Source organism: Luteibacter sp. HA06, from assembly GCF_054061215.1.
The window spans coordinates 1,931,458-1,949,122 of sequence record NZ_JBSSDZ010000001.1 but is presented as its reverse complement, the minus strand read 5'-3'; the positions used below and the strand labels follow the sequence as shown (position 1 = coordinate 1,949,122).

Genomic DNA, 17,665 nt, shown 5'->3' with positions numbered 1-17,665 from the left:
GCACAGTGACCATCCTGCGTACAAACGGCCCGCTTCAAAGCCGATCAGGCGATATGGACGGCCGGACACTGCCGTCTTCCGCTCGGCAAATGGCGCGATAGGTACTCGGTGTCATACCGACCGTCGTTTTGAACCGGCGCGCGAAAGCACTCTGGTCAGGGAACCCACACGCCACGCTGATTTCCGCAACGCCCATGGTCCCGGCCAGGTGCCCCATGGCCGCCTCAATACGGATTTTTGTCAGCACCTGGCGGGGCGACAGCTGAAAGATTCGACGGAAGTGGCGCTCGAGTTGCGCGACCGAGCATCCAATGCTCTGGGCAAGGTCGGCCACGCGAAGGCCGTCACCATAACGGGCCTGCATCAGGGCTACGACGCGCTGAAGTCTGTCGTAGGTATGGTGACTGCCGTCAGGTGCGCCCAGATCCTGGGAGATACCGACGAGGCCGCTTATACGGCCCTGGAAGTACAGCGGCTGCTTGGACGTCAGGCACCACCCGGCGGCGCGGTTCGCAAACACGTGGAGTTCAAGTTGCCGCTCTACCGTGTCTCCGGCAAGCACCCGCTCGTCTTGGTCGGCATAAACACTCGCCAGCGCCGATGGGAAGAGCGCACGAACATCTTGTCCGATAAGATCGCTGCGATGCGCGAGACCCAGGCGACGCACCAATGTCCAGTTCGCATGAGTGTATCGCCCGGCGTTGTCTTTGACGAAGAAAACGACATCCGGCAAAGCGTCGAACAACGTCTGCAACTGGCTTGCGTGGATATTGAATGGCATATCCTGCCCCTGTGCAACGAACTGATTCAAACTCCGCTGAAGGCTCGCGGCTCTCTTTCCAGCCAAGTTGCCGTCCACGGACGTCCAGGCCGCTGCAAGTCTTCGTCTGAGGACAAAACGCGTAAGCGGTAACGCTTTCGGACTTGTATGCAGAGCACCCACGTAACGTCCGCTCGTCCGTGAAACGTCGCCATCGACGTCCGGTGAATCTGGCCGTGATTGCACGCGCGCTCATCTTGCCCACGTAAATGACGTTGAGCAAGCGCCGGTCGACGTGAGATGCAAGCGCGTCGCATCTGGTCATACAAGGAAGTTACGTTGCCCATACAGCGCCCACATAACTATCTCGCACGGGCCGTGATGGAAGACAGCCTGTGGCGCTTCGGTTCGGGTTGCGTACGGATGCTTGTTGACGGCCTAGCCGGTTCCCTTCAACCTGCTGCCTCGGCAACTCGCACCTTACGATGCTATCGAAAGGCAGCTTCCATGTCCCAAGACCTTCCACCCTCAACCACCACGTTGAAAGGCATCGCCGAGCTCGCCGTGGAGGCCCGTGCGCTGGGTGAGGCTGCCTTGTTGTCGGATTGGGACGAGGCGCGATTTCGCAGTCTCCGCATCACGGCGCAGGCCCTCGACCTCGGCGCTTCGTCGGTCGTCCAGACCGCCAATGATCTTTTCCTTCGGCTTGGGCCTGCCGGAAGCCAGCCCGATGCGGACTACGGTGCCATCATGGTTCTGTTGGCGGATGCCATCATCGCCCTCGTCCGGGTTGAGTCCACGCCAGCGAGCGACAGGCCGCTTAGGAGAGCCTGACGATTGGGGCCGATGCATCCGGAACGCATCGCTTCCCAGACCTCATGTGACTGGCGACGCAAAGGGCCCCGTTGAAGTGCCCACCGAGAAGCGCAAGGCGGGCCGTGCCATCCGAAAGGACCTAGGCGACTTCTGGGCGTCTCGCGAACATATCGCTTCGCAAATTGGTTGCCATATTTTTTCAATCAAGACGGGACGGGCGTCCATCGTCGTCGATGATGAACACCTGCTATTGCCAGCAACGTCACCGAGGGCGCCTTGCGCACGGACGGTGTCGCCCCGCTGACCCTGTCGCGCAGATGGCGACCTTTCAAGCCCCTGTGCCTTCCGGACCAGCGCAGCACTGCCTTGCGTGACACCCCCGCATTGATCAACACTTGGGTATCAATCGGGGTATCAATCCTCGGGCGATTTGGCGGCCAGCGCCAATTTCGTCCGTTTGGATTCATGGACTTAGCGGATGTGACGGAGAGGTTCCCGCCATCTCCACCAATAAAGCAACGGATCGGCACTAACCTGCCGATCCGTTTTGCTTTTAGACAGACTCAACGCTGGTTCGAACGCTCAGTCCCGAGTGCTCAGCTCTCAGCCCGTGATGACGGAAGATGCAGCCGCACCTCCATCGCCAGACTCACTCGTTCCAGCCGCCGACGCCATATTCGTTTCCGTGCCAGGCGTAAAGCGCATAAGCACCGATGCGTCGGGAAGTGCGCGAATCCGCTGCAGCGTTACCGCCATCTGGCGATGATGTTCGGTCAGGGAGGCCAGCAGTTCGGCGACGGCCTTCTGCGTCGACATCGCCTCCCTCTGGGTCGCGGCAAGGATGACCGCGTGAGTCCACTCGGCGGATGTTGGTTCCTGCAAGTCAACGATGTCATTACTCATTGAACTTCGACTCCTCGCGAGGGTTGGTCCCAACCATACTACGTTCGCGGGCGACTACGGCCGGCGGAAGGCCCCCAAGATCGTCCCGTCAACATCAATCACGAACCCCACCTCCTCCGTGCCGTTTGCATGCCGCACCAGGTATTTGTCCCAACCCTGCGGAGTCAAAGCAACCCGAGCATCGAGGGCACTCTGAATACCCTGAGCCGTTGCTGCATCCATACCTGGCGCCACGATCTCGCGCCCGTTCTCATAGAAGACCATGGCGGTGCTTCGGCCTTGTCCGTCCACCACGAAATTCAGATGCGCGTCGACCACCTTGGTGAAGAATGCAACATTGCTACTCGGGTAGACAGGAATAAACCTCTGTCCGGTGAGCTGCGCCGATAGCTGCGAGCCCTCCAGCTTCACCGTCATCACCGAACCGGGGCCGAAGCGATAAAAGGCTACGTAACTCGCAAGAGTGGCACGACTGACATTCACCACTTGCGGCGCCGCACTGTCCTTGGCGCTGGGCGGCGCTACTGAGAAGCGATCCGGACTCCGACATGGCAGCCACGGCACCAATGGAACGGGAGTGATGCTGTCCTACTTCGATCAACGTCTCGCAGTAGTCCACCACGGCCGAGCCGCTGCGCAGCGCACGCGCGTCGCAATGGCGAACAACCATATCCAGCGCTTCGCTGTTCGACGCTGCTTCGCCGCGTATTCTGCGACCAGCGCCGCCAGGCTAAGGAGCATGCTGACGACCAGCACATTGCCGATCATGGAAAGCATTACGGCTTCTCCTTGTCCGACTGCGCCGCCAGCAACTGACGCACGCGCTTGATCTGTTCCTGGCTCAGCCTCTGGTCGGAAACCAGGTGCGAAAAAAGCAGTTCCGTCGAGCCCTTGAACAGTTTGTCGGTGAGATGCTGCAGGGCGTTCCTACGCGCTGCCTGCTGCTTCACGCTGGAAAGATAGCGGTGACCCCGGTGAGCACGGTGGTGTACGCGAGGGCGTCACTTAGTCGTTCGCGCACTTCCGCCACGACCGAGGGACCATAGTCCCAAAGCACCTGCATGACATCGGTTCCCGGTCCGTCAGCGAGATCGTCATGGCGATCCACCCATCTACTATGGCGTTAGTAGACTCCAGGCAAACGCTCCTGCGTCTCTCAACTAGATCATTAGTAGACAATGGTGCTCGCCCGGCCTTTCACGCGCAGATCGGGATCCATAAAAGAGAAGCCCCGCGCAAGGCGGGGCTCAGGTCGTCACTCACATGCTGCTGGGCGAAGCAGCCCAAGGCCTTACCGCTGGCCGCTCTTATCGGGATCACGCTGGCCTTTCTGATCGGCTTCGCCGCCCGTCACGTCTTCCGGACGCGTCTGGCCTGTCTGGTCGCCCTCACGCTTGGCGGGCTTATCCTGCCCGGGGTTGGCAGCCGGGTTATTCGAACCGCCGACGCCGGTCGACGAATGTTGCGTGGTGCGGTCTTGTTCGCTCATGACGGTCTCCCATAAGAGACCTTCATTCTTCGCCTCGGGGCGTGACGAAACTAGCGCTCACCGGTGTGGAAAGGGTGATGACGCCCCCCTTAGGACACTCCCGAGACATGCGAAGATCGTACCTGAACTACTAGGAGAAGGATTTTCCGAAGATGCCTAGCAAATCCGTGATCGGCTTACTCTTTATGGGCGCGATCAGCATCGGAATGGGAGCCTACGAAATGTCAGAGTCCGAACGTCCGCCAGGGGCGCTCCCCCTGTCGGTACCCTTCGCACTCGATACCGCGGGCGCGAGTGTCACCATCCCTTTCGATGTTCGCGAAGGACAGGTCAACACGAAACGTCGCCTGATGATCGGCCTTGATGTGCCCCACGGGACAGATCTCTCAGCAGTACGCGACGTGCAGATGCATACACGATCGTTGTGAGTCAAGATCTTCTACGACGATCACGGGGTCCACGTGCCCGTGGAAACCGAAGACGACGAGACCATCATCGCCAGAAACACCGACAAGCCGCGCCCGCGCAGCGACACGTCCAATTGTCGCCTCGATCTTTACGCCACTCGCGACGACGAAGCCAATATCGCTGTATGCGGCTTCTACGCGACGCGCTACGGGCACTACATCGCTGAAGTTTCGACCATAGAACCTCTGCCCGGGTTCAAGGGCGTCGTCACGACGCTACGCGTGGATCGGTTCTATAACACTGGCGAATAAGAGAATGGTGTGGAGTCGAACTGAAGACCGCACTATTCGACGGTCTCGGCGTGCATACTGCGCCATGACCGCACCGACCATCCTGATCCTCGATCCGCATCGCGAATTGGCCGATATGGCTGGCGAGGTTCTGAGAGCTCGCGGTTTCTCCGTGGTGGTAGCCGAAAAGTTCGAAGCGGCGATCACCGCGCTGGATTCGGCACCCTCCCTGCGGGTCGCTGTCTGCCACGCCAGCCTGCCGTCCGATGTCAGCCGCGGGCCGGTGCCGATCCTGAGCAAGCTGGCAGCGCGGGAAGATATCGCCCTGGTGGTGATTTCGTCGCGTCCCTTCGAGGACGTACCGGGTATCCCGGCGCGGGCCGTACGCCTTCCAAAGCCTTTTGGCGCGCGAGAGCTACTCGACGCGATTGCACGGGCAGCCGGCACGCTGGACGCGACGAGCCGGATCTGAGACTGCCTGGGCTGGCCTTACGCCTTGCCGGAAATGCGCCTGCGTAGTGTGGTGTACGAGCCGTCTCCGCCCGGTATCGTTTCCTGGGTTCAATCCCATCCCGACGCCCTGGAGCACACCATGTATTCACGCATCCGCCTCACCCTGACGATTTCCGCCCTGCTTGGCCTGGCATGCGGTGGTGCCGCCGTGGCCACCCCGTCCGCTCATGTCATTGGTGCAAGCGCCGTCGCGCAGCACCAGGCGCTATACGTCCAGTGCAGGAATCCTGCCGAATGCAGCGTCAAGCGCCCTTGATATAAGGCTTCTGGCTGTCTTGCGGCATCGACGACGCACGGACAGCGAAGACAGGCGCGCGAGCGTCGACAAGCAGCGAGCCCGTGATGAAAAGTGCCAGGACCACCTGGCACCGGATCAAAGCGGGATCGAGCACGATCATTCCGGAAGCGGCGAGCGCAATACTCGCCGCCATGCCGCCGAGCGCGCTGCCGTGCCAGCCATGTCGGACAGCTAGCCCGAGCACCGGCAACATCAGAGCCATGCGGGCGACCTGCCGGATCGTATCGCTTGTCGTCGCGAGTGCGAGCCATGCAAGCAGCACCGACGCAGGTACCGCCCACAGCACGACATCGCGGAAGAGACGGCTACGCCACACCGCCACGCACGTCACCGCTTCCAGCGCCTGTGAGCGCTCATGGAGTGCGAGGAGAGCGGGAGTGAGTGTCAGCGCGCCAAGGTAGGCGCCGAGCAGGTATGCCCAGAAATAAGCCGGCGCCGAAATACCGGGCCACGCGTCTGGCGCGGCCAGGAGCGATGCCTCGAGCGTCAGCGATGTGGACACGGCGCTGATGACCGCACAACCGAGCGTCGCTCCCAGGATGACGGACATTCGCACGTGCCCCTCCGGTGTGCGAAGCGGCCTCCGTTCCAGGATGGGTTTCACGCATCCCATGAAAAGAACGACCATCGGCACGGATGCGGAAAGCGCCCAGGCACCACCCAGCTCCGGCATGCAGAGCAACGCGTTCTCGATCAGCGGAAGCGTTTCGCCCGCGGCCAGCGCTGGCCAGTACCGAGTGGGCAACAGAAGCAGGCATGCCAGGCGTAGCCCGGCAGTGAGTGTCCAGTGGGAAAAGGACACGTGTCGGGTGACCTCATAACAGGCGGCATAGGCGGCGGCGACCGCCACATGCTGGCCCCATGCATTCCATCGCGCGGCGCTTCCGTTCACTGATTTCCCTAGGCGGGTTGTCTGGAAGTCCAAGCATGCCATGACAGCCCATGCACCCGAGCACTGCCATGCCGAAAATGCATGTCGGTCAACTCCAGATTGCGCCCTTCTCGCGCGCGATCGCGCTGTCGGGAAGACGGATCCCGAGAATGCTGGTTGCCTTGGCTTTAGCGGCCTGCGCCCTGCGTGTCCGGCGTGGTCAACGCGGTATCGGCGGTATCGACGACGAACACGGCGAGGAGCTTGGCGGGTTCCGTCTTGCTCGCATTGCGGCTGACGCGATGGTGAGCGCCGGGCTCTTCGTAGAAGGCCTGGCCGGCCGTGTAGACATGCGCGGGCTCATCACCCACCTGGCTTTCGATCGCGCCGGAAACCACGTATGCATAGATGAAAGCCGACTTCGCATGGGTATGCGGCTGCGACGCGCCACCCGGCGGATACATCACTTCGACGGCGACGATCGACTTGCCGGGGATGTTGGTGATGGCATGGGAGAAGTTGGGCTTTACGGCGTCGCCCTGACCGTGGGCGCCAGCGGTCACGGCGAACGAAAAACCGGTGGCGGCCAGCAGGGCGGAGAGAAGGATCTTCGTTTTCATGCGTTGCTCCTTATGGAGCAACCATGTTGCGCCTAGCCGGTGGTAGGGAAAAGAACCAAAAATGATGTGGCTCGATGCACCAAGATCTTTGATTAACCCTCGCCGGAACGGCGCACGGCTCGCTTCGCACGGATTGCTGCCGCCGCAGAACGAAGCTTCGGTGGTTTTGCCACGTCGACATGGCTGGCCGGCACGAAAATCATCTTAAGGCCGAGTGCACCGACAAGCTTCCTTAGTGTGACAAACCCTGTCTTCGCACCCGGCTTCAGCGCCTTGTAAAGGCCGGGCCGCGTTAGACCAGCGACATCCGCCACCTGAGTCATTCCCCGCGCCCGTGCGATGTCGTCGAGTGCGGACAGAAGAAGCTCGTGATCGTCCTCTGCCAAGACTTCGTTGAGGTATGTCGCAATCGCTTCCTCGCTGTCGAGATATTCGGCAACGTCAAACACCGAGAATTTAGTGGACATGATTACTCCTCGTTTTTCTGCGATCGCTGGGTCGCACCCGGTCCGCTAACAATGACCTCGCCTTTGCGATGTCTTTCGCCTGCGTAGACTTGTCGCCGCCGCACAAGAATCCATTCCGAAAACTCATTCGTTTGAAGTATGGTACTCGTATGCATAGTGTCTCCAATTGGAGACACTATGCAAGTGACTGTAGGTTCTTCGGCAGCGTCTCTTCCCTATGAAGCGCGTAGGGATCCCACCCCCTGATTGCCCGCATAGCGGCATATGAGGGGGCCTTCGTTCGAGCGTTCAATCCACCAACGTCGCCGCAACCGCCTGCTCAGCATTGTGCACCGCCCGCTTACGCGGAAGGAAAGCCGCCGCGATGAGCCCCAGCACGACCACACCGAGAGCCCACACGAAGGTGTGACCAAACGCACGACCGAGCGCCGGCAGAATCACCGCGTGCATTTCAGGCGTCATACCGCGCGCCGCGGCGAGACCCGATTCCGTGACGCCGGTGCCGGGCATCACGCTGGCGATCTGATGGGCCAACACCACGGCCAGCAAGGCCGTACCCACGGAGCCACCGACGCGCTGCACCACGTTCATGCCGCTGGTGACGCGGGCGATCTCGTGACGCTGCAGGCTGCTCAGTGCCGCCGTCATAGACGGCATCATCGTGGAGCCCATGCCGAGGCCCAGCAGGAACAGCATGCCCTCGACCATCCACATCTGCGTGTCGCTCTGGATCTGCGTCAGTCCGAGCAGGCCGAGGCCGGTCAGGCTGAGACCGACGAGCACGATGCGACCGGGACCCGTTTTGTCGGTAAGGCGTGCGGCAATGGGCATGGAGATCATCGCGCCGATGCCCTGCGCCGCCATCAGCAGGCCGGCGTGCAGTGCGGAATCACCGCGCACCAGCTGGAAGTACAGCGGCAGCAACAGCGCGGTGCCGAAGAAGGCCGTACCAAAGAAGAACGACGTCGATGCCGCGGCGCCAACGATACGCGTACCGAACAGGCGCACGTCGATCAGGGCACCTTCCTTGCGACGCGCATGCCAGACGAAGGCGAGAACCAGGCCCAGGCCGAGCACGACACCGCCCAGTGCATCAGGCCGCGTGAAGCCGCCACCCGCCGCCGTTTCGGCGAGCCCGTAAACGAAGATCGCCAACCCCGGCGACAGCATCAGCAGACCGCGCCAGTCGAGACCGTGATGCGGCTTGGGCTCGTCACGATCGAGGAAGCGCGACGCGGCATACAGTGCGATCACGCCGATCGGCAGGTTGACGAAGAAAATCCAGCGCCAGGAGATGTCGTCGACGAACCAGCCACCAAGGATGGGACCGACGATGGGTGCGACCAGCATCGGGATGCCGACCAGGCCCATGACCCGACCCATCCGTTCACGGCCTGCGGCGTGGGAAAGAATAGTCATGCCCGCAGGCATGATCATGCCGCCACCGAAGCCCTGCAGCACACGGAAGACGATCAGCGAGGTCGCCGACCACGCCAGCCCGCACAGCGCGGAACCGATCACGAACAAGGCGATGGAGCCGATGTAAAGGCGTTTCGTTCCAAAGCGGTCGGCAGCCCAACCGGTCAGCGGAATGACCGTGGCTAGCGCCAGCATGTAGCCGGTCGATACCCACTGCGTGACGGAAAGCGAGGTGCCGAACGAGTGCGACAACTCGCGGATCGCGACGTTGACGATGGTCGTGTCGAGGATCGACATGAAGCTGCCGAGCACGACGACGGACGCGATCTGCAATAGCCGGCGATCGAGCGCCGGCGGCGTATCGGTTTTGGTGGGGGCGTTCATTCGGGTTTTTCCGGGGAACAGGAGAAGGTGCCGGTGGGGCCGGCGAAATGTTTGCGGGTGAGCACACCGAGCGCGGACAGCGCGTCGGCCAGCGTGGCTCGTTCGGCGTCGGTGAGCGCTTCGACGAAGCGATCCGCGGAACGGCCGCGCGCACGACCGATCTTCTCCAGCGCTTCGCGGCCGGGCTCGGCAAGGCCGATCCGTTTGATGCGCCGGTCCGCCTCGTCTTCCCGCCGGGTAAGCAGGCCGAGGCGGACCATTCCGTCGACGGCACGCCCGGCGGCCGGCAGCGAGAGGGAAACCGTCTCCGCGAGCTCGTTCACCGCCAGATCGGACCCGGAGTTGTCCAGGATCCACAGCATGCGTAGCTGGGAGAAGGTGAGGTCGAAGCCCGCCATGACCGCGGCAACGCCGGCCTGGCTATCCTTGATGATGGGCATGAGCACGCCCATGAGCTCGGCGGCTAGCGGATGAGTGCCTGGAGGTAGCTTATGCATAGACGCAATAGTACTCGTGCTTGCGATAGTTGCAAGTACGCAAGTAGTTGCGCCTGATCGCTCTGCCGTCTAGGCCTTCCGGTACAGCCAGACGCCCTGCCCGGGTAGCCCGCACGGCCGATCCCAACGTGGCTGGCACCGGCCTATTCTCAAATCATGGCCACCGTCGACAGAGAAACCGTCCTCACCCGCAGCCGTCTCGCCCAGGACGCGTCGGCGATCGGCCGGGCGATGCTTGAAGGGGATATCGAGGAAGCGCGTTTCCGCGCCTACCTCCTGCGAAGCCAGGCCGGCGAGCTTGGACTCGAAGACGTCGAGAAGGCTGCGCTGCTGGTCGTTGTCATGCTCCCGTCCGACGCGAGCCCGCCCAAGCGTGGCATCGGCCGGGCGATGCTGCGCCTCTGCGACACTCTGGACGTGCGCTACTGACGAGTGATCAGTTGAACGTCGCGAGCCACTGCAACAGGGCGTTCGACAGTTCGGAACGCTGATCGGAATACGCATGATCCGTCGGCAGGTGGAGCGTCGTGACCTTCGTATCGCCAGCCTGACGCAGCGCGCCGGCGAAAGCCTCATCCGCAGGCGCCAGCCCATCGTCCGAGGTGATCACGAACGCCGGGCGATCCTTGAGCGCGCCAACCATCGAGCGGAACGGCCACACGGTTACGTGGTCAGCGAGCTCCCTCGCCAGACTCTCGGGCGTGCACCCGTTGAGCGGCGCCATGCCCTCTTCTCCAAGTGCAGCCGCCATTTTCTTCACCGCGTCCGTCCGCGAACTCTGCGCCTGCATCTGCGCGTATGTTCCCGCCATGTCGGCGCCCGAGATCATTGCGATGCCCTTGATCGCGGGATCCGCGCCAGCGCCCTCTACCGCCATGAAGCCGCCCATGCTGTGACCCACCAGCACGATGCGTGACGGATCCAGACGCAGTCGTTTCGCGTTCTCAGGCTGGCGAAGATAGGCAACGGCAGCTGCGACGTCTTCCATGCTGTGTGAGAACGAGAAGTCGCCCGGCGTTCCCCACGAACCTCGGTAGTTGAAGAACAGGACGTCCCAACCGGCGCGGCGCATGTCCTGGGCAAGATCGAGGTTGCGCTCATTGCCCGGGAAGCCGTGCAGCAGGATCACGACCGGATGGGGACCGGCACCCACCGCAACGTACACCAGGCCGTTCATGGGCGATCCGTGACTGGGGATCTGCATGGTCACCATGGAGGCTTTCGCATCCGCACCGTGGACCGTCGCGGAAAACCCGCCCGTGCAAAACAACAGGCATGCCGCAAGCCGCGTAAACGTCGTTTGGATCTTCATGCTGCCCCTCGTTCGGAAGTTCGGAAGAAGTGGAAAAGCGTGGAGCTGATCATAGGCGTTGCGAAGCATTTTCGGCGGCACTCTTGGCATGGCTGTCGCCGACTGATAGTCTCTCGCCGTTCTTGTCGCCACCTCAGGCGGCCGTAAGCGTTTACGTCAACCAACGCGCATCCTGTGCAGCTGCCTTCGCGGTAGCTGTTCGCTGCGTGGAGTTGATAACCGTGAACCTGCTTACCCTTCTCAGAAAACCGGCGTCCATCGCCGCCCTCCTCTTCCTTTTCATCAGTATCGGCGACGGTGTGATGCTGCCTTTCTTTGCCCTCTGGGCGCAGAAAGACGCTGACGTGCCCGTTGCCTGGATCGGCGTGCTTTTTGGCTGTTACGCGGGCGGTGAGTTGCTTGCCACGCCGCTCCTGGGCGGCATCGCCGATCGGCTCGGGCGGCGGCCCGTGTTGCTGGCTTCGACAGCTGGCGTCGGCCTTGGCTTTCTCCTCCTGTCGTTCTGCCATGGCGTGCTGGCCACGGCGATCGTCTTGCTGATGATCGGCGTCTTCGAAAGCGTGCTGCATCCCACGGCCTTCACCGTTATCGGCGACGTGGTGCCGCAGGAAGACACACGGCATTACTTTGCCGTGGCACGCGTGCTTTCCAGTGTCGGGCGAGCCATCGGGCCCGCGATCGGCGCCATCCTCGTGTTGCGCTCGTTGAGCACGGTCTTCGTTGGTTCTGCGGTAGCGCTTCTGCTGGTCGCGGTCGTGGTCGCTTGCCTGCTGCCTGAGACTCGACATATCGGCGGGGACGACGAAGACGACGACGAGGAAGGCTTCTCGGCCCTGCTTCCCGCGCTTCGTGATCGGCGCCTTGGGGGGCTGCTTCTTTGTTTCATGCTGCTGGAACTATCGGGAAGCTGGGTGGAAACCGTCCTGCCCCTGAGCGTGCATGCTGCCGGAACACTGAGCCCCTCTGGCGTAGGCCTGCTCTTCACCTTCAGCGCGGTTCTGACCGCCGTGTTGCAGATTCCGGTGACCCGCCTTACCGCACGTTTCAGCGCACGCGCTTTGGTGCTGGCCAGTGCGGCCGTACTCATCCTGGCCTTCGGCATCCTGCTGGCATCACCGAGCCTTGTCGCGCTGGTCGCGGCGATGACGTGCTTTGCGACAGCCGATATGTTCTCCAGCCCACTCATCCCTTCAGCGGTAAATGAGCTGGCCGCGCCGAAGACACGTGCCACGTACATGGCGGCGGTGTCGGTGGCTAACGATCTGAAGGATACGTTGGGGCCGGCCAGCGGGACGATGTTGTTTGCGGTGGCGGCGTCGTTGCCTTGGGCGATGGGGATCCCGTTGGTGGGGGTGGCGGCCTGGGGGCTTGGGCGGGCGCTTTCGCGAGCACCCATTCGCCGATGAATCGTTTCCCACAGGAGGCCGCCACGCTGCGCGTCTTGGCATGACATAGCCACAAATTTGCAAATGTACCCAGAATGCCCCAACCTCCGACGGATGACGCATGGCGCTCGTCGCCGATCGGAGGTTGGGGATGTTGGTTTCTCGCAAGTCGAATGGCCGTCTGGCCGGTCGCGCTACCGCGCTGTCGTTAGTGGCGCTTTCCGTCATATGCACCGTGACATTCGCGGGCGGCGCGCAAGCCGCGCAAGCCGCGCAATCTGCCGCTCCGGCCGCTCCGGCGGCTCCTGCGCCTCCGGCGCATACCGTTACCTTCGACCACTACTCGCTGATCATCGACGGCAAGCCGACCTATATCTGGTCAGGCTCGTTCCACTACTGGCGCCTGCCCTCGCCCGATCTATGGGCCGATGTGTTGCAGAAGATGAAAGCCGCTGGCTTCAACGCCGTGGAAATCTACTTCGACTGGGGTTACCACTCACCGCGACGCGGCGTCTACGACTTCTCCGGCATCCGCGATGTCGACCGACTGCTGGATATGGCACGCGACGCGGGCCTTTATGTCATCGCGCGGCCCGGCCCGTACATCAACGCGGAGACCGACGCGGGTGGCTTCCCGGGCTGGCTGGTGACCACCGCCGGCAAGCCGCGTTCCACCGCGCCGGACTACACGGCCGCGTATCGCGAGTGGATGACCGAGATCGACCGTATCCTCGCACGCCACCAGGTCACCGATGGCCGTGGCACCGTGCTGCTTTATCAGGTCGAAAACGAGCTCTACGACGATTCCGCCGATAGCCGCCGCTACATGCAGGACATCGAAGACAAAGCGCGGGCCGACGGCATCACCGTGCCACTCACCGGCAATCACAACGGCAACTTCTTCACCGGCGTCGGCGCCGTGGATATCCCCGGCTTCGACTCCTACCCGGCGGACTTCGACTGCACGCGCCCCGAACGCTGGAACGGTGTCTACGACTTTGCCAGCGAGCGCAAGGACCTGACGCGCTGGCCACTGTTTTTCCCGGAATACCAGGGTGGCGCGTTCGACGTCTGGGGTGGTCCGGGTTATGAAGCCTGCCGCAAACTCACCGGGCCGGATTTCGAGCGGGTGTTTTACGAGGCGACGATCGCCGCCGGCTCGACCATGCAGAATTTCTACATGACGTACGGCGGTATCAACTGGGGCTGGCTGTCGTCGCCGGGCGTGTACACCTCCTACGACTACGGCGCGGCTATCACGGCGAATCGTCAGCTCACCAGCAAGTACGACCAGCAGAAGCTCATCGGTTACATGACCCAGGCCGTGAAGCCACTCGCGCGTACTGATGCGGTCGCCAGCTCGGTGCCGGACAACCGTCGCGTACACGTCAACGCGCTGCGCAATCCAGACGACGGCACGCGCGTTTACATTCTGCGGCACGCCGAGGCGGCCGATACATCGAACGATACGACGCACCTCAAGATCGCGCTGGCCAGTGCGGGTGACACGACCATCCCGCAGCAGGCGGGTACAGCCATTCGCATCAATGGCCGCGATTCCAAGATGCTCCTCGCCAACTACGCCTTCGGCAAGCAGGAACTCGCGTACTCCACCTCCGAACTGATGACATGGCTCCGTCTGGGTGAACGCGATATCGCGGTCTTGTACGGCCGGCACGGTGAGGACGGAGAAACCGTCCTGCGCTATACGGCAGAGCCCACCACGCATGTGATCGACGGCAACGTCGCCACTCATTGGGACGCAGCCACGCACACGCTACGCCTGAACTATCGTCATGACGGACTGGCACGCGTCGCCATAAGCCAGGGTGACCGTTCGTTGCTGTTGCTGATCGGCGACAACGAAGCCGCCACGACGTTCTGGAAGGTCGATACGACGAACGGCCCCGTTCTCGTCCGCGGCCCGTACCTCGCACGTCGTGCCAACCAGCAGGGCGATCAGGTCGCCTTGACCGGCGATACCGATAAGGCCGGCGACATCGAGCTGTTCGCCGCGCCGGACACACGGGGCCTGTCGTGGAATGGCGCGCCGGTCCGCACCGACGTCACCGCCTCGGGCAGCCTTCAAGGCCGCCTGGATGGCCCGGCTGCCGTGTCGCTGCCGACCCTTGCCACATGGCATGTCAGCGAGGCCGATCCGGAAATCGCTCCGACCTTCAACGACAGGGACTGGCTGGCCGCCGACCGAGCCAGCACGCCCAATCCTTACTGGAACCATAAGCTACCGATTCTCGACAGCGACGATTATGGCTTCCACCACGGTAACGTGTGGTATCGCGGCCACTTCAAGGCTACAGGCAAAGAAGCGGCCATCCAGCTCTCGGCGAACACGGGCGTGCACCTGGGTAACCACGGTATTTTTACCGCCTGGCTCAACGGTCACTTCCTCGGCAACAACCCGAGCGGTGCGCAGCAGTTCCCGATCGATCCAACGTGGCTGAAGCCGGGCGGCGACAACATCGTTTCCGTTCTGGTCGAGAACACCGGCCACCTGCAGGAGGAACACAGCGGCACATTCCGTGAACCGCGCGGACTGATCGCCGCGTCGTTTGCCGGCACACCCACGGACATCCACTGGAAGATCCAGGGCAATGTCGGCGGTGAGAACCTGCCCGACCCCGTTCGCGGGCCGTTCAATGCGGGCGGTTTTTATGGCGAACGCATGGGCTGGCAGCTGCCCGGCTTTGCGGATAGCAAGTGGGCGACGACCACCCTGCCCCGCGCCACCGAAAGACCCGGTGTCGACTGGTATCGCACGACGTTCCATCTCGACCTTCCGCAAGGGCAGGACGTACCCGTAGCGCTACGCATCCATGACGTCGCGCCGCACCACTATCGCGCCATCATTTTCATCAACGGCTGGCAGATCGGTCGTTACATCAGCGACGTCGGTCCGCAGACGGACTTTGAAATGCCGGCTGGCCTGCTGAACACGCACGGGGACAATACGATCGCCATTGCATCGTGGAGCACGGCGCAGGACGGTGGCCTGGGCGAGGTGTCGCTGGTGGCGCAGGGCAATTATCGGACGTCGCTGGAGATCCGGGCCGTGACCGCGCCGGATTACCGGCAAGTCATGCAGGGCCAGAAGACGCGCGCGAATGCCGCCTCGGGTGATGCCGCAAAGTGAGCACCGGCGATCAGCCGGTCAGCCATGCCTCCAGCACGACGGCATGGTTGATCGCAGGATCATGCGCGCCATAGAGCAGCGTCACCTTGCGCTTCTTGTTCAGCGCCCGTAATTCGGCCACCGCAGGGTTGTGCTCGAGCTCCTGCCGGTACTTTTCGGCAAATGCCTCGAAGCGATCCTCGCGATGGTCGAACCAGGTTCGCAACGTGGGGGACGGCGCGATCTCCTTGAGCCAGAGGTCGACGGCCGCCTTTTCCTTGGTCAGGCCGCGGGGCCAGAGCCGGTCGACCAGAACGCGCATCCCGTCGCGAGGTGACGGCTCATCGTAGACACGCTTGACGGACATGCTGGGCATGGCATCCACTCCAGGGTGTGGATCCATTATGGATCCCCATCACCCGGAGAAGCGACCTTATGAAAGTTCTTCCCTCGATCGTGCTGCTTGCATCGTTCATCGTCCCGAGTGTTGTCCTCGCCCAGTCCGCTGGATGCGACACGAAACGCCAGTCGATCGAAACCGAGATTGCCTACGCCCAGAGCCACAACAACGCCGCACGCGTCCGGGGACTGCAGACAGCGTTGGCGGAAGTGACCGCGCATTGCACCGATGCATCGTTGCAGAGTGCCGCAAACAAGAAAGTGGCCAAGGCCCGCGACAACGTCGCCGAAAACGAGCGCGATCTGCAGGAAGCGAAGGATCAGGGCAAGAGCCCGAAGAAAGTCGCCGACCGCCAGCGCAAGCTTGACCAGGCCCATGCTGACCTGGAAGAGGCGTTGATCAACGCCGGGAAATAAGCTTTCGACATGGCGGGATGACCGGCTTGATCATCCCGCCACCGACATCATCACGCGTCGGAGGCTACCGCCAGCGTTGCCTCGGAGGGCTCCCGCAGGCTGACGAAGATCATCGCCGCCGCTACGAACAGCACGGCGCCTGCACCGACGAATACACCGGAGGCGCCTGCGCGATCGAAGACGAGGCCGCCGGCCGCAGCACCCAGCGTGATCGCGAACTGCACGGCGGCGACGATCAGCCCACCACCACTCTCGGCCTCGTCGGGAACCGTCTTCGTGATCCACGTGGTCCATGCTACGGGCACCGCACCGAAGGCCATGCCCCAGAGCGCAACGAGCAGAGCATCCGCGATCGGGGCGCGACCCAGCGCGACGAGGGCCAGCGCGATACCGCCCATGGCCAACGGCATCACCAGCAGGGTCATGCGCAGGCTACGCTCGAGCATGAAGCCCGCAAGCGACGTGCCGATGAAGTTCGCCACGCCGAAGCCAAGCAGGATCACGGAGAGGCCATTCACGCCGACGCCGGTTACGACTTCGAGGAAGGGGCGTAGATAAGTGAAGAAGGCGAAGTGACCGGTGAAAACCAACAACACCGAGACCATGCCTGCCCGCATGACGGGACGTTTCATGACCTCGACCATCGTGCCCATGCGTGCCGAGCCGGTCGGCGCCATCTTCGGCAACACAACGAGCTGCCAGAAGAACGCCAGCACGCCGATCACGGTCGCGATGAGGAAGACATTGCGCCAGCCGATGATGTGACCGAAGTAGCTTCCGAGCGGAGCAGCAGCAACCGTTGCGACTGATACGCCGGTGAAGATGATGGAGAGCGCCCTTGGCACCATCGCCTCGGGTACCAGACGCATCGCAACCGCGGCGGACATCGTCCAGAAGCCGCCAATGGCGATACCGAGCAGCACGCGACCCACGAGCACCAGTGAGAGCGTCGGCGCGAAGGCAACCAGCAGGTTCGAGGCCACCAGCAGGACGGAGAACGACAGCAGCACGATCCGACGGTCGATGTTTCGGGTGAGCACCGAGATCACCAGGCTCGTGACCAGGGCGATCGCCGCCGTGGCCGTCACGGTCTGCCCGGCCATGCCCTCGGTCACGCCCAGGCTCGCCGCCATGGGGGTGAGCAGGCTGGCGGGCAGGAATTCGGCTGTAATCAGGGCAAAGACACCCAGGGTCACCGCGAAGACGGCGGTCCAGGCCGGTTTTTCGGTTTCCACTAACGTGCCACGGGTTTCAGCAGAGGCCGACATGTCGCTTCCCAGTCATAAA

Annotated in this window: 22 protein-coding genes and 1 pseudogene; 9 read left to right on the top strand and 14 right to left on the bottom strand. The window is 62.6% G+C overall.

Features of this window, described 5'->3' with window-relative positions; genetic code table 11:
- Positions 1 to 34: 34 nt before the first annotated feature.
- Complete coding sequence (locus tag ACVWWJ_RS08980; protein ID WP_456967476.1) at positions 35 to 781, bottom strand: helix-turn-helix domain-containing protein; 747 nt, start codon at positions 779 to 781, stop codon at positions 35 to 37.
- A 486-nt stretch (positions 782 to 1,267) separates the two neighbouring features.
- Between ACVWWJ_RS08980 and ACVWWJ_RS08975 the strand changes: the two genes are divergently transcribed.
- The gene (locus ACVWWJ_RS08975) at positions 1,268 to 1,594 is read left to right on the top strand and encodes a hypothetical protein (protein WP_456967475.1); all 327 of its coding nucleotides are present in this window, start codon (positions 1,268 to 1,270) and stop codon (positions 1,592 to 1,594) included.
- Between the two features lie 585 nt (positions 1,595 to 2,179).
- Here the strand turns inward: ACVWWJ_RS08975 and ACVWWJ_RS08970 are convergent.
- The 5 genes and pseudogenes from ACVWWJ_RS08970 to ACVWWJ_RS08950 all read right to left on the bottom strand — a co-directional run bounded on the left by ACVWWJ_RS08970 (position 2,180) and on the right by ACVWWJ_RS08950 (position 3,968).
- Positions 2,180 to 2,479 (bottom strand): hypothetical protein, encoded by a 300-nt coding sequence (locus ACVWWJ_RS08970; RefSeq protein WP_456967474.1) that lies wholly within the window; start codon positions 2,477 to 2,479, stop codon positions 2,180 to 2,182.
- A gap of 54 nt (positions 2,480 to 2,533) precedes the next feature.
- A complete protein-coding gene (locus ACVWWJ_RS08965; protein ID WP_456967473.1) occupies positions 2,534 to 2,962 on the bottom strand; it encodes a hypothetical protein in 429 nt (142 codons plus the stop codon).
- 114 nt (positions 2,963 to 3,076) lie between these two features.
- Positions 3,077 to 3,256, bottom strand: coding sequence for a hypothetical protein (locus ACVWWJ_RS08960; protein ID WP_456967472.1), 180 nt, complete (start codon positions 3,254 to 3,256; stop codon positions 3,077 to 3,079).
- Positions 3,256 to 3,542, bottom strand: a pseudogene (locus ACVWWJ_RS08955) (BlaI/MecI/CopY family transcriptional regulator). Before ACVWWJ_RS08955 ends, ACVWWJ_RS08960 begins: the two are co-directional and overlap by 1 nt.
- Positions 3,543 to 3,770: 228 nt before the next feature.
- The gene (locus ACVWWJ_RS08950; RefSeq protein ID WP_456967471.1) at positions 3,771 to 3,968 is read right to left on the bottom strand and encodes a hypothetical protein; all 198 of its coding nucleotides are present in this window, start codon (positions 3,966 to 3,968) and stop codon (positions 3,771 to 3,773) included.
- A 152-nt stretch (positions 3,969 to 4,120) separates the two neighbouring features.
- Between ACVWWJ_RS08950 and ACVWWJ_RS08945 the strand changes: the two genes are divergently transcribed.
- The 4 genes from ACVWWJ_RS08945 to ACVWWJ_RS08930 all read left to right on the top strand — a co-directional run bounded on the left by ACVWWJ_RS08945 (position 4,121) and on the right by ACVWWJ_RS08930 (position 5,435).
- Positions 4,121 to 4,396 (top strand): hypothetical protein, encoded by a 276-nt coding sequence (locus tag ACVWWJ_RS08945; protein ID WP_456967470.1) that lies wholly within the window; start codon positions 4,121 to 4,123, stop codon positions 4,394 to 4,396.
- 39 nt (positions 4,397 to 4,435) lie between these two features.
- Positions 4,436 to 4,687: a hypothetical protein gene (locus tag ACVWWJ_RS08940; protein ID WP_456967469.1), complete on the top strand. Its 252-nt coding sequence runs from the start codon at positions 4,436 to 4,438 to the stop codon at positions 4,685 to 4,687.
- 64 nt (positions 4,688 to 4,751) lie between these two features.
- Complete coding sequence (locus ACVWWJ_RS08935; protein WP_159896538.1) at positions 4,752 to 5,138, top strand: hypothetical protein; 387 nt, start codon at positions 4,752 to 4,754, stop codon at positions 5,136 to 5,138.
- A 120-nt stretch (positions 5,139 to 5,258) separates the two neighbouring features.
- Complete coding sequence (locus tag ACVWWJ_RS08930) at positions 5,259 to 5,435, top strand: hypothetical protein (protein WP_456967468.1); 177 nt, start codon at positions 5,259 to 5,261, stop codon at positions 5,433 to 5,435.
- Here the strand turns inward: ACVWWJ_RS08930 and ACVWWJ_RS08925 are convergent.
- The 5 genes from ACVWWJ_RS08925 to ACVWWJ_RS08905 form a co-directional block, all read right to left on the bottom strand.
- Entirely contained in the window at positions 5,422 to 6,369 is a 948-nt protein-coding gene (locus ACVWWJ_RS08925; protein WP_456967467.1) for an MASE1 domain-containing protein, read from the bottom strand. The two genes, ACVWWJ_RS08930 and ACVWWJ_RS08925, sit on opposite strands and share 14 nt — an antisense overlap.
- Before the next feature lie 167 nt (positions 6,370 to 6,536).
- Positions 6,537 to 6,968, bottom strand: a complete 432-nt coding sequence (locus ACVWWJ_RS08920) for a cupin domain-containing protein (protein WP_456967466.1) — start codon at positions 6,966 to 6,968, stop codon at positions 6,537 to 6,539.
- Between the two features lie 92 nt (positions 6,969 to 7,060).
- Complete coding sequence (locus tag ACVWWJ_RS08915) at positions 7,061 to 7,435, bottom strand: addiction module antidote protein (protein ID WP_456967464.1); 375 nt, start codon at positions 7,433 to 7,435, stop codon at positions 7,061 to 7,063.
- Between the two features lie 288 nt (positions 7,436 to 7,723).
- Positions 7,724 to 9,238 (bottom strand): DHA2 family efflux MFS transporter permease subunit, encoded by a 1,515-nt coding sequence (locus ACVWWJ_RS08910; protein ID WP_456967463.1) that lies wholly within the window; start codon positions 9,236 to 9,238, stop codon positions 7,724 to 7,726.
- Positions 9,235 to 9,678, bottom strand: coding sequence for a MarR family winged helix-turn-helix transcriptional regulator (locus ACVWWJ_RS08905; protein ID WP_456967462.1), 444 nt, complete (start codon positions 9,676 to 9,678; stop codon positions 9,235 to 9,237). The genes ACVWWJ_RS08910 and ACVWWJ_RS08905 overlap by 4 nt, the downstream gene beginning before the upstream one ends.
- Before the next feature lie 213 nt (positions 9,679 to 9,891).
- Between ACVWWJ_RS08905 and ACVWWJ_RS08900 the strand changes: the two genes are divergently transcribed.
- Entirely contained in the window at positions 9,892 to 10,164 is a 273-nt protein-coding gene (locus tag ACVWWJ_RS08900; protein WP_456967461.1) for a hypothetical protein, read from the top strand.
- A 7-nt stretch (positions 10,165 to 10,171) separates the two neighbouring features.
- Here the strand turns inward: ACVWWJ_RS08900 and ACVWWJ_RS08895 are convergent, their stop codons facing one another.
- Complete coding sequence (locus ACVWWJ_RS08895; RefSeq protein ID WP_456967460.1) at positions 10,172 to 11,047, bottom strand: alpha/beta hydrolase family protein; 876 nt, start codon at positions 11,045 to 11,047, stop codon at positions 10,172 to 10,174.
- Positions 11,048 to 11,268: 221 nt separating this feature from the next.
- Between ACVWWJ_RS08895 and ACVWWJ_RS08890 the strand changes: the two genes are divergently transcribed.
- Both ACVWWJ_RS08890 and ACVWWJ_RS08885 read left to right on the top strand, forming a co-directional pair.
- Positions 11,269 to 12,453 carry an MFS transporter gene (locus ACVWWJ_RS08890; protein ID WP_456967458.1) on the top strand — a complete coding sequence of 395 codons (1,185 nt, stop codon included), beginning with the start codon at positions 11,269 to 11,271 and terminating at the stop codon, positions 12,451 to 12,453.
- Positions 12,454 to 12,583: 130 nt separating this feature from the next.
- A complete protein-coding gene (locus ACVWWJ_RS08885; protein ID WP_456967457.1) occupies positions 12,584 to 15,583 on the top strand; it encodes a beta-galactosidase in 3,000 nt (999 codons plus the stop codon).
- Positions 15,584 to 15,593: 10 nt separating this feature from the next.
- Here ACVWWJ_RS08885 and ACVWWJ_RS08880 read toward each other — a convergent pair whose 3' ends face one another.
- Positions 15,594 to 15,938: a DUF488 domain-containing protein gene (locus ACVWWJ_RS08880; protein ID WP_456969686.1), complete on the bottom strand. Its 345-nt coding sequence runs from the start codon at positions 15,936 to 15,938 to the stop codon at positions 15,594 to 15,596.
- 59 nt (positions 15,939 to 15,997) lie between these two features.
- Between ACVWWJ_RS08880 and ACVWWJ_RS08875 the strand changes: the two genes are divergently transcribed.
- Entirely contained in the window at positions 15,998 to 16,378 is a 381-nt protein-coding gene (locus ACVWWJ_RS08875; RefSeq protein WP_159891080.1) for a DUF1090 domain-containing protein, read from the top strand.
- 50 nt (positions 16,379 to 16,428) lie between these two features.
- Here the strand turns inward: ACVWWJ_RS08875 and ACVWWJ_RS08870 are convergent, their stop codons facing one another.
- Entirely contained in the window at positions 16,429 to 17,646 is a 1,218-nt protein-coding gene (locus tag ACVWWJ_RS08870; RefSeq protein ID WP_456967455.1) for an MFS transporter, read from the bottom strand.
- Between the last annotated feature and the right edge of the window lie 19 nt (positions 17,647 to 17,665).

Excerpts from the sequence above, each read along its gene's own strand:
- ACVWWJ_RS08980 (WP_456967476.1), bottom strand. The coding sequence starts at position 781 with ATGCCATTCAATATCCACGCAAGCCAGTTGCAGACGTTGTTCGACGCT.
- ACVWWJ_RS08975 (WP_456967475.1), top strand. The coding sequence starts at position 1,268 with ATGTCCCAAGACCTTCCACCCTCAACCACCACGTTGAAAGGCATCGCC.
- ACVWWJ_RS08970 (WP_456967474.1), bottom strand. The coding sequence starts at position 2,479 with ATGAGTAATGACATCGTTGACTTGCAGGAACCAACATCCGCCGAGTGG.
- ACVWWJ_RS08960 (WP_456967472.1), bottom strand. The coding sequence starts at position 3,256 with ATGCTTTCCATGATCGGCAATGTGCTGGTCGTCAGCATGCTCCTTAGC.
- ACVWWJ_RS08950 (WP_456967471.1), bottom strand. The coding sequence starts at position 3,968 with ATGAGCGAACAAGACCGCACCACGCAACATTCGTCGACCGGCGTCGGC.
- ACVWWJ_RS08945 (WP_456967470.1), top strand. The coding sequence starts at position 4,121 with ATGCCTAGCAAATCCGTGATCGGCTTACTCTTTATGGGCGCGATCAGC.
- ACVWWJ_RS08935 (WP_159896538.1), top strand. The coding sequence starts at position 4,752 with ATGACCGCACCGACCATCCTGATCCTCGATCCGCATCGCGAATTGGCC.
- ACVWWJ_RS08930 (WP_456967468.1), top strand. The coding sequence starts at position 5,259 with ATGTATTCACGCATCCGCCTCACCCTGACGATTTCCGCCCTGCTTGGC.
- ACVWWJ_RS08920 (WP_456967466.1), bottom strand. The coding sequence starts at position 6,968 with ATGAAAACGAAGATCCTTCTCTCCGCCCTGCTGGCCGCCACCGGTTTT.
- ACVWWJ_RS08915 (WP_456967464.1), bottom strand. The coding sequence starts at position 7,435 with ATGTCCACTAAATTCTCGGTGTTTGACGTTGCCGAATATCTCGACAGC.
- ACVWWJ_RS08910 (WP_456967463.1), bottom strand. The coding sequence starts at position 9,238 with ATGAACGCCCCCACCAAAACCGATACGCCGCCGGCGCTCGATCGCCGG.
- ACVWWJ_RS08905 (WP_456967462.1), bottom strand. The coding sequence starts at position 9,678 with ATGCCCATCATCAAGGATAGCCAGGCCGGCGTTGCCGCGGTCATGGCG.
- ACVWWJ_RS08900 (WP_456967461.1), top strand. The coding sequence starts at position 9,892 with ATGGCCACCGTCGACAGAGAAACCGTCCTCACCCGCAGCCGTCTCGCC.
- ACVWWJ_RS08895 (WP_456967460.1), bottom strand. The coding sequence starts at position 11,047 with ATGAAGATCCAAACGACGTTTACGCGGCTTGCGGCATGCCTGTTGTTT.
- ACVWWJ_RS08885 (WP_456967457.1), top strand. The coding sequence starts at position 12,584 with ATGTTGGTTTCTCGCAAGTCGAATGGCCGTCTGGCCGGTCGCGCTACC.
- ACVWWJ_RS08880 (WP_456969686.1), bottom strand. The coding sequence starts at position 15,938 with ATGCCCAGCATGTCCGTCAAGCGTGTCTACGATGAGCCGTCACCTCGC.
- ACVWWJ_RS08875 (WP_159891080.1), top strand. The coding sequence starts at position 15,998 with ATGAAAGTTCTTCCCTCGATCGTGCTGCTTGCATCGTTCATCGTCCCG.
- ACVWWJ_RS08870 (WP_456967455.1), bottom strand. The coding sequence starts at position 17,646 with ATGTCGGCCTCTGCTGAAACCCGTGGCACGTTAGTGGAAACCGAAAAA.